This window comes from Gordonia oleivorans (assembly GCF_040044975.1).
GTDB lineage: Bacteria > Actinomycetota > Actinomycetes > Mycobacteriales > Mycobacteriaceae > Gordonia > Gordonia oleivorans.
In genome coordinates this window covers 559,649-573,002 of sequence record NZ_JBDZDI010000002.1, presented here as the reverse complement: position 1 = coordinate 573,002, position 13,354 = coordinate 559,649, and the positions used below count along the sequence as shown (strand labels likewise).

Here is a 13,354-nt window from a genome sequence, read left to right as displayed (position 1 = left end):
GCGCGGTGGCCGGCGGATCGAACCCGCTCAGGACGCGATGCGCTCCGGGGTCGACGACCGGACGACGGGACGCAGCGGGGCGCGTCCCGATACCGCACGCGCCACCGGAATGATCACCAGTGCCGCCGCGGTGCCCTCGGCCAGGATCATCGCCCAGCCGGCGGCGACCAGGCCGTGCTCACCGATCCAGAATGCGGTGGCCGACAACATGATCGTGGCGCTGATGATCTGCACGACGAGCGCCGGCCACAACCGGCACCGTACCCGGGAGATCGCGACGTAACACAGTCCGACCGCCGCCAACGGCAGAGCCACCGCTCCCAGACGCAGGAGCGGCGCACCGTATTCGGCGTAGTCGGGGCCGGCCAGGCGCAGGAACAGCGGACCGATCACCTCGAAGCCGACGGCCGCCACCGCCGCCCCGCCGATCATGATCGCCACGAACAGTCGTGTGAGCCGCAGTGCCGCAGTCGAATCGGGCCCCGCACCGAGACCATCGACACCACCGTCGGCGTCTCCGCCGGGTCGGCGATCGACGCCGGCGGCGCTCATCGACGCGACATACGGTCCCAGCATCATGGTCAGCAGCACGAGCACCGCGCTCACCAGTGACCAGACGATCGAGAAGTAGGCGTTGTGATCCGCGCCGACCCGCGCGATCACCACCGGGGGCAGGATCAGCGGCGTGATCGCACTCGCGATGTACACGCCGTAATTGCCGGCCAGGAACCGGCCCTGATCGCGCAGCGGCGGCATCAGGGTCGCATCGGCCCGCGCAACCCGACGTCGAAGTTCCCGTCCGGCGAACCACCACAGGACGCCGCCGGCCACCGCGGCTGTGACGATCCAGGTGCCGACGAGGCCCGCTCGACTGGCGAGTCCGGCGAGGGCGATCGCGCCGAGGAGTTTGACGACGGCGTGGATGACGTTCTTCTGTGCCGACCAGGTGGCCCGGCCCATGGCGATGCTCAGGTGATCGAGCAACGCAAACGAGGACAGGACCATCACCACGACCGGGAACAGCACGAGTTCGATTCTGCTGGTGAACATCTCATCGGTGGGCCCGACGAGCAGGAAACCCGTCGCGAGCACCGCGCCGCAGATGGCGCCGATGCCGAGTCCGAGGGTGGGCAGGGCGTAGCCCCGTCGACCCGCCACGGGCAGGAATCGCTCGAGATATGCCCCCAGACCAAGGTTCCCGAACGCCGAGAGCATCGTGGCCGTGGTGATCACCGCCGCCGCGGCCCCGACCTCGCGGGCCGGGTACAGGCGGCCGGCCACCACCCAGTAGACCAACCCCAGTGCTGCGGTGAGCATCCCGGATACGGCAACGGCGCCCGAGCTCTTGGCGAGCCCTGCGGATTCACCCGGCGCGCGCTGTCCCGATCCGCGGTCCCCCGGACCCGGCTCGCCTGCGACGCGGGCGGCGATCACCCCGCGAGTTCGTCGGAGACGACCTCGACGGCCGCCCCGGCACGCACGCCGTGCCGTGCCGCCGCGCGGTGGCTCCGCCAGTGCTTGAACTCCTGATTGATGGTGCGCAGCACCCGCATTCCGTCGCTGTAGGCGTTGAGGTTGCTGCGTCCGTGCAGACGCGGGCCCTCGAAGCTGCCGACCTCGGTGATCGCGAGTCCGGCGGTGGCGAGCCGGACATTGATCACCGTCTCGATCTCGAAGCCGTCACCCCACTGGGCGCGGCTGTACTGCGTCGGCGGCAACTCGATCTGCTCGGCGTGACGAGCCCAGAAGGCGTTGTAGCCGTAGCAGAGATCGGTGAACTTGGTATGGAAGTACACGTTGACGATGGTGTTGAGGACCTTGTTGCCCCATCGTCGCAGCGTGGTGATGTCGGTGCTGCCGCCACGTCCGACGAAGCGGCTGCCCTTGGCGAGATCGGCCCCGTCGATCAACGCGGTGACGAACAGCGGGATCTCGGCCGGGTCGGTCGAGCCGTCGGCGTCGATCATCACGATGATGTCACCGGTGCATGCCTCGATGCCGCAGGCCAGGGCGTTGCCCTTACCCGACCGGGACTGAGTGACGAAAGTGGCTTCGGGCCAGAGTTTTTGGGCGACGGCGACGGTGTCGTCGGCCGAGTTCCCGTCGACGAAGACGATCTGATCGATGTCGTCGGGCATGCGGAATGCCACGTACGGGAGGTTCTTGGCCTCGTTCATGGCCGGGATGATGACCGACACACTCGGACGGCCCGTGCTGGCGTCGGAGATCGGCGACACCTCGGGCGATCCGGTCGAAGTGTCGGCTCGCGGGGTCTCGTGCATGCGGTCCCTACTCGTTGGGGTCGGTACTTCCTGAAGCTTGGCTTAGATTAGCGTAAAGGTTAGGCTAACCAAAGACCAGCCTGGAGTTGCTCTTCTCACCTCGGCGGAATTGCCGATGACCAAGAGGGTAGCCTACCCTAAGCACAGGTTGGGAACCAGGCATTCAGGAGCACGTTGATGACAACATTCGTGGACGGCCATCGCCGCCCAGCGCCCACCGGCGGCAAGGCGATTCGGCTGTCGAGAATCGCCGACCCGACCACGTTGCGGTCCCAGATCGTGCCGATGGACCATTCGATCACCCTCGGCCCGCTCGGACCCGTCCAGCACACCGAACGCATGGTGCGCCTGCTGTCGGATTCCGGTTGCGACGCCGTGGTGTTGCACCGAGGCCGGGTGGGACAGGTACCCCCGGCCGCATTCGCCTCCATGGGTCTGATCGTGCACCTGTCCGCCAGTACCTCCCTGGGACCGGATCAGGACGCCAAAGTTCTTGTCGGCGGCGTCGATTCGGCTCTACGCAGCGGCGCCGACGCGGTCAGCGTGCACGTCAACATCGGTTCCGGGACCGAGAGTGGTCAACTCGAGGACTTCGCGGCCATTTCGCGGGAATGCGAGACGCTCGGCGTTCCCCTGCTCGCGATGATGTATGCGCGCGGCCCGGCGATTCCCGCCCGGCCCACGACGGCGACGTTGGCGCATCTCGCCGCCATCGCCACCGACCTCGGTGCGGACATGATCAAGCTGGACTACGCCGAGTCGGCCGAGGCCATGCGCGCGGTCGTCGACTCCACCCCGGTGCCGATCTACGTCGCGGGCGGCGCGACGCGGGATGACGACGACGCCATCGCATTCGGCGCCCAGGTCCTCGAGAGCGGGGTCGCCGGCCTGAGCTTCGGCCGCAACATCTTCGGGGCGGAGAACCCCTACCGCGTGGCCAACACCCTCGCCGATCTGGTTCATCGGCGCAGCGTCGGGGTCTCGACGCTCGAATCCGCCTGATCACCAGGGCAATTCCACCCGGCCCTTCGCTTCGACAGCCCACATCATCGGCAGAACAGGAACACCCATGTCTTCGACCACCTCGAACGAGATCGTCGTCACCGATCAGATCATCCCGGAATCCGGTGTCACCCACGAGCGCTCCACCTCGCACTTCGGGTGGGTGGACGTCCGCGGTCTCACGGACTCAGTCCGGGACGCGGTCATCGCCGCCGCCCTGAACTATGGGCTGGACGGCATCATCTCCGACGACCCGGCCGTGCTCCGCGACCTGCCCCCCACCGTTCGTCGAATCCTGTTCTCCGACACCACCGGCGCCGTGGACTCCGATGAGACCGACTCGTCCGACGCCGATCTGGTGCTGGTCAATGACGCGAACTCGCCCGAGCACGCCCCGACCGCGGTCCACGTGGTCGTCTCCGATGCCCCCACCCTGTCGCGGGCCTGCGACCTGGTCCGCTACACCCCCTGGACCGTGCTCACCTTCGCCGACCCGACCAAGATCCCGCTCGAGATCGTGATCGCGGCGGCGGAGAACTCCGGTGGTAAGACGGTGACCGTCGTCAACGACATCACCGATGCCGAGATCGTGAAGCTGGTGCTCGAGCACGGCTCGGACGGACTGCTGCTCGCCCCTCGGCACGCCGACGACGTCGTCGCACTGGCCGCCATCCTGACCCCGTCGGCCGACCGCGTGCAGTTGTCCCATCTGACGGTGACCGGCGTCGAGCACATCGGCATGGGTGAGCGTGCCTGCATCGACACCTGCTCGCTTCTCGAGCTCGACGAGGGGTGCCTGATCGGCTCCTTCGCCAGCGGAATGTTTCTGTCCTGCAGTGAAACCCATCCGCTGCCGTACATGCCGACGCGTCCGTTCCGGTGGAACGCCGGGGCCGTCCACTCCTACGTGCTCACCCCCGACAACCGCACCCGCTACGTCAGCGAACTGCGTGCGGGCCAGCCGATCCTCGCGGTTCGATCGGACGGCACGGCGCGCGAGGTGCGCATCGGCCGGGTGAAGATCGAACGCCGGCCGCTGATCTCGATCACCGCGACGAGCCCCGACGGCAAGGTCATCAACGTCATCGCACAGGACGACTGGCACGTCCGGTTGCTCGGCCCCGGCGGCAGTGTCAACAACGTCACAGAACTCCGGGCCGGCGACGTGCTTCTGGGTTATGTGCCGACCGAGGCCCGCCACGTCGGTCTGCCGATCACCGAATTCTGTGACGAGCGCTGACACAGTCGGGCAACGGTTCGCCGAAGTCTGCTCGGCGCAACCGGATTCGGTCGCACTGCAGATCGGCGAGCGACGCTGGAGCTACCGCGAGCTCGCGGACGAACTGAGCGCACGCAACGCCGAACTCGACCGCACCGAGCCCGACACCGCACGTCCGGTGGCGGTGGTGGTCGACGGCTCGCCCACCACCGTGCCGGCGATGCTGGCGGTCCTGATGTCGCCACGTCCGCTCATTCCGATCGACGCCGCCTCACCCGTATCGCGGATCGCCGGCATCGTGGCGGAGGTCGGCGCCCTGCTGCATCCCGACTCTGCGGTCACCGATCAGGCCGTCCCCGATCACGCCGTAGCCGGTGACCGGACCGCAACGACGCTGCACCCATCACCACGCCGCGCACCACTGGACGGCTGCGCGATCCTCGCGTTCACATCGGGCTCGACGGGAACGCCCAAGGCGGTTCGCCAGGGTCACGACCTGTGGCTGCATCAGGCACGTGATCTGTCCGGCCAACTCGGCATCACCTCCGGAACGGTGGTGGCGCAAGCCCTTCCACCGGGGTTCGGCGGCGGCCTGGACATCATCGTCACCAGCCTGCTCAACGGCGCGCATCTGGTGCTGGCCGACCCGCGACTGGACGGCACCGCCGAGCTGGTGGCCACGCTGAGCGCCTGCGCACCGGAGTCGTTGCAGTTGACCCCGGCGTTGCTGCGGGCCCTCATGGCGACCCCCGGCTGCGCAGCCGCGTTGGCGTCGGTGCAGGTGGTGGCCACCTGCGGCGAGGCCATCGACGCCGCCGACGTCGCCCGGCTGCGGTCGCTGGCCCCGACGGCAACCTTCGTCAACCGGTCCGGTTCCTCGGAGACCGGCAACCTCGCGTTCAACGTCTTCCCACCGCATCGACCGCTTCCAGCCGGCACGCTTCCCGCCGGAAAGGTCGCTTCCGGCAAGCAGATTCGCATACTCGGAGACGACGGGGCCACGGTCCCGCCGGGAACCACCGGCATCATCGAGGTGACCTCGCCCTACCTGGCGCAGGGCTACCTCGTCGGCGGCGAGATCATCGATTTCCCGGTGACCGCCACGGTGGACGGCCACGGCGCCCGACGGCATCTCGTCGGCGACGCCGGGCACCTCCTCGGCGATCAGCTGCACCTGACCGGCCGCGTCGACGACACCGTCAAGATCCGCGGATACCGCGTCGACGTCGGTGAGGTCGCCGCAGCGGCACGCGCCCTGCCCGACGTCGGCGACGCGGCGGTCGTGGTGCGTGAGATCGCCGGCCGGCCCGCCCTGGTGGCCTACGTATCTCCCCCGCCCGGGACCCGACCACCGGCGATCGCCGCAGTGCGACAAGGGTTGTCGCAATCCCTGCCGAGCTGGATGGTGCCCGCGCACACCGTCCTGCTCGCGGAACTACCGCGCACCGAACGCGGCAAGATCGACCGGATGGCGCTGCCCGACCCGGCCGTGCGCGCCGATCATGCCCCGCCGGCAACGACCACCGAACGCCTGCTCGCACCGATCTGGTCCGACCTGCTCGCCGTCACCGACATCGGCCGCGACGACGACTTCGTCGCGCTCGGCGGTGACTCACTGACCGTGCTCACCCTCCTCGATCGGGTCGACGACGCCTTCGGCGTGCGCCTGCCCGTCTCGGTGCCGGTCGTCGCCTCGACCCTTCGCGGGTTGGCCCGCGAGATCGACTCCGCCTCACCGACCACCGCGGCCGCCGAGGTGATCATGCTGCCGGGTTCACCCTCAACGCACGACACCGGCTCGACGACAACGGTCTTCGCCTTCGCCGGGGCAGGTGAGTCGGCGCTGGCCTTCGCGCCGCTGGCGCGTCGCTTACCCGGTGTCCGGATGATCGGACTGCACGCCCACGGTCTCGAATCCCGCGGGCTACCCGACTGGACCATCCGCCGCGCCGCCCGGCGCTGCGTGCGCCACATCCGGGCGGCCGCTCCCCACGGCCCGTACCGGTTCGTCGGACATTCCCTCGGCGGGGTCATCGCGATGGAGGCGGCGAACATCCTTGTCGCCGACGGCGAACGGGTCGAGCACATCGTCTGCCTCGACACCATCGTCACCGGTCCCCTGCAGCGACGCACCGAGCTGGAACTCGACTCGACAGTCGACGGTATGGATGAGGGGCATCGGGACTGCCGTGATCGCGACGTCCGAGATCACGGCGAAGCTGATCGGCAGGGCCTGCCCGCTACTCCCGACACCCCGACCGGCACGGCCGTGTGGCGCACCCGGCTGACCCTGATGACGGCCGGGTGGTGGCCCCGACCCACCGAGGAGCAGTGGTCGCTGTTCCACGAACTCGGCCGGCGTTCGGCGCTGCTGCACCGCCTGCGGCCCTGGCACGGGCCCGTCACCGTGGTGCTCGCCGAGGACAATCCCGACCCCATCCACTGGTGGGATGCGCTTGCCCCCGGACACGTCGGCATCCATCGGGTCACCGGCGACCACAACGGCATCATCCGGGCACCGCATGTCGACCGGGTGGCCGGTATCGTCGCCGACGCCGTCACCGGAGCCAGGGTATGACGGCGCGGTACGCGGTCCATGTGATGGCCCATCATCACCCGCATCTCTTCGCCGATCTCGTTGCCTCCCTGCGGCATCCCGACATCGACATCTATGCCCACATCGACCGGAAGGTGGATGAGGGAGGGTTCCGGAGGGCACTCGACCCCGACGCCAACGTGCACTTCGTCGACCGGGCCCGCCGCGTTCGGGTCCGGTGGGGTGCCCCGAGTGTCGTCACCGCGACGCTCACCCTGCTCGACACCTCCGCCGCCACGGGACGGCGATACCACCGCCACTCCCTGCTCTCGGGAACCGATCTCCTGCTGCGCCCACTCCCCGACCTGTTGGACGCGTGGGCCGACGACACGGAGTACATCCGGGTGGACTGTGAAGTGGACGGCGGCTCCGGCGGCTCCGCACCGGGGCGTCACAGTTCCACCATCACCCGGTACCACTTCGCCGATCATCCTGTCCTGCACCGCGTGTCGGGACGCATCCGGCGGCGTCCGGTCGATCCGCGGCTGTTCCGCGGATCCAATTGGTGGTCGCTGACCGACGCCGCGGTCACCGCCATCCGCACGACGTTGGCGCGCGACCCGGGATGGCGCCGAGACCTGCGGTTCTCGCTGTGCTCGGATGAGATCCTCTTCCATTCGATCCTGATGGCCTCGCCGTTCGCCGACGCCATGAACCAGAACTACGCCGGGTGCGTCCACCCCGACTATCGCGTCCTGTCCGACGAGTGCGTGCACTCCGATCAGACGATCCACGGTCAGCACTTCATCGACTGGAGTGATCCCGACGGGATCTCACCGCCGGAACTCGATGCCGATGCGCTCCGGCGGGCTCTGGCCGGCCCGGCGCTCTTCGCGCGCAAGGTCGGACCCGAGTGGACCTGGCGTGGCGGCGCGCTCCCCACACCGACCACCGCGCCGGTGGACGAGATCGCCCCGACCACCACCCGGCCGTCGCAGGTCCGGCAATGATCTGGCGATCGGCGAGTCGGGACCGACTGACCGTCAACGCCTCGGCGCTGATGGTCAGTTCGCTCGGCACCGGCGTCCTCGGGCTGGTGTATTGGATTGTCGCCGAACACTTCTTTCCCACCGCGGAGGTCGGACGCGCCTCGGCGGTGATCAGTTCGGCCACCGTCCTCTCGTCGCTGGCATGTCTGTCCCTCGGCGGTGCGTATCAGCGATTCCTGCCCGTCGCCGGCAACAGGTCACTGCGCTACATCGTCGGCGGGTATCTCCTCACCACCGCGATGTCGGTCGTCCTGGGAATCGGATTCCTGCTCATCGGTCTCGGCGACAAGATCCTTCACACCGCCGGGGAGCGCATCGGCTTCGTCGGCATGGTGGTGGCCTTCGCGCTGTACGCACTGACCGACCCGATCCTGACCGGGCTGCGCCGGGCTCCCGAGGTGGCGATCAAGAACATCACCCTCTCGGTGCTCAAGATCGCCCCGGTCGTCGCGTTGGCGGGTATCCCGTCGGCGTTCGCGATCGCCGGGTCCTGGGCGGTGCTGGCCGCGGTCGTCACCGCCGTGTTCGTCTTCCATTGTGTCCGTGTGGCATTGCGCCGCACCGACAGCGGCGCCGGACTCCCGACCGGCCGTGAGTTGATGTCGTTTCAGGGGGCGTTCTTCGCACTGATGCTGGTGTCGTCGGTGACCCCACTGGCACTACCCCTGGTGGTGGTCTCCCAGGCCGGCACCACCGAGAACGCCTACTTCAATCTGGCGTGGACGATGTGCTCGGCGGCCGGGATGCTGCGCGCCTCGGTCGGATCGGCGTTCGTCGTCGAGGCCTCACAACCCGGTGCGGACCGGGGCAGGCTGCTGCGGCAGCTGGGCAAGATGCTCGGCCTGATCACCGGTGTGGTGGCCGTCGGGCTGGCGGTCGGCGGACCGGTGATCCTCTGGATCGCCGGGCCGGACTACCTGCGCGCCGCGGGCCCGCTGATGGTGGTGATGGCGGTCGAATCGGTCGTCGAAACCGTTGTGGTGACGTATTTCCTGATCGCTCAGCTCCAGCGCCGAATGGGTCTGATGGTGTTCAGCCAGATCATCCTGGTGACCATCACCGTGGGTGGCGCATACCTGCTGATCGGTCCGATGGGTCTGGTCGGTGTCGCCGTCGCCTCCCTGGCCGCCGCCACCGTCACGTTGCTGATCGTCGCCCGGCCGATGTACGTCGGGGTCCGCCAGATGCTGCACGAGCGGCCGGATGTCGCCGTCGCCGACGTCGCACCCACCGGTTCCTGACGCCGGTTCCTGACGCTCTACGACGCCGTCCCGGCGCGCCGCGCCGCCAGGGTGGCCTCCACGACGCGTCGGCCGCAGAATGTCACGGTCTCGCGACTCGGGCGCCGCGCCACACACCGCACCGCGGCACGCGTGCTCACTCCGAACGTTCGGAGAACCCCGGTGGATCCGGGCCAGAGCAGATCCCGGATGACGTGCTCCGGCACCGGTCGCGCGCCGGTGCGTTCGGCGTGGGCGAGGGCGATCCGCAGATGCGCGGCGCGCTGCTGGGCGCTGTGACGAGTGCTCACCTGGGCGGGATGGATCCGGTACAGGTATCCGATCATCGGCACATTCCCGATCGCGCCGTGGCACGACAGTCGTGCGTAGAACTCGTAGTCCTCGGCGTGGGTGAAGTCGGCATCAAAGCGCATCCCTTCGCGTACGACGACGTCGCGGCGCATCATCACCGATGCGCCGCACAGACACCCGGCCAGCAGCAGCCGGTCGCGGCACGCACGATCGGTCCGCGGCATCCGCACCCGGACCGACATCGCGCCGAACAGTTCGTAGTCGGTGCCGCACGCGATCCCGTCGGGATGGCCGGCAAACCACTGCAGCTGGGCGGACAACCGGCCCGGCGGGCAGATGTCGTCGGCGTCCATCCGTGCGATGTAGTGTCCGGTGGCCTCGGACAGCCCGCGGTTGAGCGCGGCCACCAGGCCCGCATTGGGCTGTGAGATCACCCGGATCCGCGGATCGGCGAGGGTGGCCAGCTCCGCCATCCCGGCATCGGTGGAGCCGTCGTCGATCACCAGCAGTTCCAGATCGTCCACGCCCTGCGACAGGATCGATTCCGCCGCCTCGACGATGTATCTGGCCGCGTTGTAGGCCGGCATCAGCACGGTCACCGACGGCGCCCGGCCACCATCGGCGTTCACCATCGGGTCATCGCCACCTCAGCACCGCCGAGTACAGTCCGGGGACGAGCTTCACCAGGACCGCAAAGATCATCTCGCGGAGGTATTTTCCGGCCCACAGGGTCGGCAGGTCACCCAGTGAGATGTCGTCGCGGACCCGGGTCAGCGCGGTCCGATACAGATCGGAGCGATGGCCCGACGCATGCGCGGAACGCATCGCGACATGGGCCACCGATGTGAGCACCTCGCGATAACGGAAGCCGACGAAGTCGCGCCACCACCCCGCATCGCGGGTGGTGGCACAGATCAGTTGGCGGACATCGTCTTCGACGACAAAGAGATCGAGCGTCGAAGGACTCAGGGCGGTCGACAGGGAACCCTCGCGATAGAGGTAGCGGTACAACGGCTCCGCCACGAGGGCCACACGTTCCACCGACAGGGACAATCGGACGCTGGTGGCGAAGTCCTCATACGCCTGATCCTGTGCCCAGGGTCGCTCACCGAGAATCTCGCGGCGGAAGAGTTTGGTACAGGCGTACGCCTTCGCCCGTCCGCACAGGATCTCCCGGGCATACTGCTCGCCGGTGAGGACCGCCGCGGGCGGCGACGCCTCGTCGATCTGGAGTACCACACCGTTCTCGTCGACACGACGCGTCCGCGTCACGCCGATCTGCGCGTCGTGTGCGGTCATCGCGGCCACGATCCGGGCGACGAAATCGGCGTCGGCCTCGTCGTCGCTGTCGAGAAACCAGACGAGATCGGTCTGGACCGCCGCCAGTCCGGTGTTGCGGGCCCGGCCCAGTCCCCCGTTACGTGGTTGCCGGATCAGGCGGAACTCACGTCCGGCGTCATCGAGTGTCTGCCGGGCGACGGGAACGGAATCGTCGTCGCCGCAGTCGTCGACGATGACGATCTGGTCGACGGGATAGGTCTGTGCCAGAACCGATTCGATGCAACCACGGACATAGGGAGCACTCCGGTAGACCGGAATGATGACACCGACGCTCGGCTTCACGCGGCACATCCCTCCTTCCCGGTCCAGGCGATTAAGGATAGCCTAAGCACATTCACATGCCGGGGGCGGGATCGCGGGAAGCACCTCGTGTACACGCCACCGCGGCCGCACGTAGGGTGACACTGTGACCGACACCACTGCGACGACCGACACCACCCCCCGTGCGAACACCGCATTCCCCGCTCCCGACCTCACCGGTCGTTCGGCCCTCGTCACCGGTGCCAGCCGTGGCATCGGCCTGGCCATCGCCACCGAACTCGCCCGCCGCGGCGCCGCCGTCGTCATCACCGGCCGCAAACCCGACCCCCTCGCCGAGGCCGCGGCCGCCATCCGGGCCGAGGTGCCCGATGCCACCGTCACCGATGTACCCGGCAACACCGGCGACGCCGACCACCGCACCGCCGCGGTCGCGGCCGCCGTCGCCCAGGGCGGTATCCACATCCTGATCAACAACACCGGGATCGCCCCGACCGCGGGTCCGCTGATGGATGCCGACCTCGACGCGGTGCGCAAGACCTTCGACACCAACGTCGTCGCCGCACTCGGCTTCATCCAGGAGGCATATCGGGCCGGGATGGCCGAGACCGGCGGCACGGTCGTCAATGTCGTGTCCGTCGCCGGGCTTCGCTCCACCGGCGTGATCGCCGCATATGGCGCGTCGAAGGCCGCACTGATCCGCCTCACCGAGGAACTCGCGTGGGAACTGGGCCCGGCCGGGATCCGGGTCAACGCGATCGCCCCGGCGATCGTGCGCACCAAGTTCGCCGACGTGCTGATCAGTGGCGACAACGGGGCCAAGGCGATCGCCGGTTACCCCACCGGTCGCCTCGGCGAACCCGAGGACATCGCCCGCGCGGCGGCCTTCCTCGTCGGCGACGAATCATCGTGGATCACCGGGGAGACGCTCCGGGTGGACGGCGGCCTGATGTCCACCGGTTCGATGTGAGCGCGACGGGCGCACCGTCGCGATGAGCAGCACATCCGTGATCGTCGTGGGCGCGGGCCCGTCCGGCCGTGCCCTCAGCCACCGACTCCTGCACCACGGGGTCGCGGTGACGCTGATCGATCCGGCGCCGCACCGGCGCTGGACGCCCACCTATGCCGCCTGGACCGACGAGGTGCCCACCTGGGTGGGCGGTGACCTGGTCGCGGCCCGCGTCGACTCGGTCTCGGTCTATGCGTATCGGCGGCGAGACATCGCCCGCGGCTACACCGTCTTCGACACGCAGCGACTGCAAACCGGACTCCCGATCGACGATGCACACGTGATCGACGCGAAAGCCGTAGAGGTACAGACTCATTCGGTGATCACCGGCGACGGCGAGTCGATCACCGCCGACCACGTGATCGACTGTCGCGGCACCTCGGCCCGTCACCTGCCACGCCAGACCGCCTACGGTGTGATCGTCGGAGACGACGACGCGCGCCGGGTGCTCGACGGATCGCCGGCCATCCTGATGGATTGGCGCGCACCGGAACACACCGCGCCGTGGCAGCACGGCGGACCGTCGCCCTCGTTTCTCTACGCCGTGCCACTCGGTGAGGACACGGTCCTGCTCGAGGAGACCTGTCTGGTGGGCCGGCCCGCCCTCCGGATTCGTGAGCTGCGCGACCGTCTTGCCCGTCGTCTTGCCGCCTACGGCCTCGCCGACGCCCGCCTCCGCGGCTCGGAGACGGTGGCGTTCCCCATGCTGCCCGACACCCGAACGCCCTGGGAGACAACTCCGTTGACCTTCGGTGCGGCCGGCGGGCTGCTCAACCCGATCAGCGGGTACGGGGTGGCCACCGCCCTGCGCTGTGCCGATCTGCTGGCGCGCGGAATCCGCGACGGGGATGATCCGACCGAACTGCTGTGGCCCTTCTCGGCGCGTCAGGTGTGGCGGCTGCGATTGCGCGGTCTCGGGGTGCTGCTCGGCCTCGATCCCGCACAAACCGTCACCTTCTTCGCCGCGTTTCTCGCACTGCCGGTGAGCGCACAACGCAGCTACCTCAGTGAGCGCACCGATCTGGCCGGCACACTCGCGGCGATGCGATCGGTCTTCGCCGCACTCGACCACCGCACCCGACTCCGGTTGATGCGTGAGGTCACACGTCCCGGTCTCGGTTGATCA

Annotated in this window: 11 protein-coding genes; 7 read left to right on the top strand and 4 right to left on the bottom strand. The window is 68.6% G+C overall.

Features of this window, described 5'->3' with window-relative positions:
* Positions 1 to 27 precede the first annotated feature (27 nt).
* Both ABLE92_RS06015 and ABLE92_RS06010 read right to left on the bottom strand, forming a co-directional pair.
* Positions 28 to 1,434: a lipopolysaccharide biosynthesis protein gene (locus tag ABLE92_RS06015; RefSeq protein ID WP_348803763.1), complete on the bottom strand. Its 1,407-nt coding sequence runs from the start codon at positions 1,432 to 1,434 to the stop codon at positions 28 to 30.
* On the bottom strand, positions 1,431 to 2,282 hold the full coding sequence (locus ABLE92_RS06010; protein WP_348803762.1) for a glycosyltransferase family 2 protein: 852 nt from the start codon (positions 2,280 to 2,282) through the stop codon (positions 1,431 to 1,433). Before ABLE92_RS06010 ends, ABLE92_RS06015 begins: the two co-directional genes overlap by 4 nt.
* A gap of 177 nt (positions 2,283 to 2,459) precedes the next feature.
* Between ABLE92_RS06010 and ABLE92_RS06005 the strand changes: the two genes are divergently transcribed.
* The 5 genes from ABLE92_RS06005 to ABLE92_RS05985 all read left to right on the top strand — a co-directional run bounded on the left by ABLE92_RS06005 (position 2,460) and on the right by ABLE92_RS05985 (position 9,329).
* The gene (locus tag ABLE92_RS06005) at positions 2,460 to 3,284 is read left to right on the top strand and encodes a 2-amino-3,7-dideoxy-D-threo-hept-6-ulosonate synthase (RefSeq protein ID WP_348803761.1); all 825 of its coding nucleotides are present in this window, start codon (positions 2,460 to 2,462) and stop codon (positions 3,282 to 3,284) included.
* Between the two features lie 67 nt (positions 3,285 to 3,351).
* On the top strand, positions 3,352 to 4,524 hold the full coding sequence (locus ABLE92_RS06000; protein ID WP_348803760.1) for a 3-dehydroquinate synthase II family protein: 1,173 nt from the start codon (positions 3,352 to 3,354) through the stop codon (positions 4,522 to 4,524).
* Complete coding sequence (locus ABLE92_RS05995) at positions 4,511 to 7,081, top strand: AMP-binding protein (protein ID WP_348803759.1); 2,571 nt, start codon at positions 4,511 to 4,513, stop codon at positions 7,079 to 7,081. Before ABLE92_RS06000 ends, ABLE92_RS05995 begins: the two co-directional genes overlap by 14 nt.
* On the top strand, positions 7,078 to 8,049 hold the full coding sequence (locus tag ABLE92_RS05990) for a beta-1,6-N-acetylglucosaminyltransferase (protein WP_348803758.1): 972 nt from the start codon (positions 7,078 to 7,080) through the stop codon (positions 8,047 to 8,049). Before ABLE92_RS05995 ends, ABLE92_RS05990 begins: the two co-directional genes overlap by 4 nt.
* Positions 8,046 to 9,329, top strand: coding sequence for a lipopolysaccharide biosynthesis protein (locus ABLE92_RS05985; protein ID WP_348803757.1), 1,284 nt, complete (start codon positions 8,046 to 8,048; stop codon positions 9,327 to 9,329). The genes ABLE92_RS05990 and ABLE92_RS05985 overlap by 4 nt, the downstream gene beginning before the upstream one ends.
* A gap of 17 nt (positions 9,330 to 9,346) precedes the next feature.
* On the opposite strand, the gene ABLE92_RS05980 is transcribed toward ABLE92_RS05985, so the two are convergent.
* Positions 9,347 to 10,252, bottom strand: a complete 906-nt coding sequence (locus ABLE92_RS05980) for a glycosyltransferase family 2 protein (RefSeq protein ID WP_348803756.1) — start codon at positions 10,250 to 10,252, stop codon at positions 9,347 to 9,349.
* A 4-nt stretch (positions 10,253 to 10,256) separates the two neighbouring features.
* Positions 10,257 to 11,252, bottom strand: a complete 996-nt coding sequence (locus ABLE92_RS05975; protein WP_348803754.1) for a glycosyltransferase family 2 protein — start codon at positions 11,250 to 11,252, stop codon at positions 10,257 to 10,259.
* Between the two features lie 115 nt (positions 11,253 to 11,367).
* Here ABLE92_RS05975 and ABLE92_RS05970 point away from each other — a divergent pair, with 115 nt between their 5' ends.
* Both ABLE92_RS05970 and ABLE92_RS05965 read left to right on the top strand, forming a co-directional pair.
* Positions 11,368 to 12,189, top strand: coding sequence for an SDR family oxidoreductase (locus ABLE92_RS05970; protein ID WP_348803752.1), 822 nt, complete (start codon positions 11,368 to 11,370; stop codon positions 12,187 to 12,189).
* A 22-nt stretch (positions 12,190 to 12,211) separates the two neighbouring features.
* Positions 12,212 to 13,351 (top strand): lycopene cyclase family protein, encoded by a 1,140-nt coding sequence (locus ABLE92_RS05965; RefSeq protein ID WP_348803751.1) that lies wholly within the window; start codon positions 12,212 to 12,214, stop codon positions 13,349 to 13,351.
* Positions 13,352 to 13,354: the final 3 nt, after the last annotated feature.

Coding starts and splice junctions, on each gene's coding strand:
- ABLE92_RS06010 (WP_348803762.1), bottom strand. CDS start 2,282: ATGCACGAGACCCCGCGAGCCGACACTTCGACCGGATCGCCCGAGGTG.
- ABLE92_RS06005 (WP_348803761.1), top strand. CDS start 2,460: ATGACAACATTCGTGGACGGCCATCGCCGCCCAGCGCCCACCGGCGGC.
- ABLE92_RS06000 (WP_348803760.1), top strand. CDS start 3,352: ATGTCTTCGACCACCTCGAACGAGATCGTCGTCACCGATCAGATCATC.
- ABLE92_RS05990 (WP_348803758.1), top strand. CDS start 7,078: ATGACGGCGCGGTACGCGGTCCATGTGATGGCCCATCATCACCCGCAT.
- ABLE92_RS05985 (WP_348803757.1), top strand. CDS start 8,046: ATGATCTGGCGATCGGCGAGTCGGGACCGACTGACCGTCAACGCCTCG.
- ABLE92_RS05980 (WP_348803756.1), bottom strand. CDS start 10,252: ATGGTGAACGCCGATGGTGGCCGGGCGCCGTCGGTGACCGTGCTGATG.
- ABLE92_RS05975 (WP_348803754.1), bottom strand. CDS start 11,252: ATGTGCCGCGTGAAGCCGAGCGTCGGTGTCATCATTCCGGTCTACCGG.
- ABLE92_RS05965 (WP_348803751.1), top strand. CDS start 12,212: ATGAGCAGCACATCCGTGATCGTCGTGGGCGCGGGCCCGTCCGGCCGT.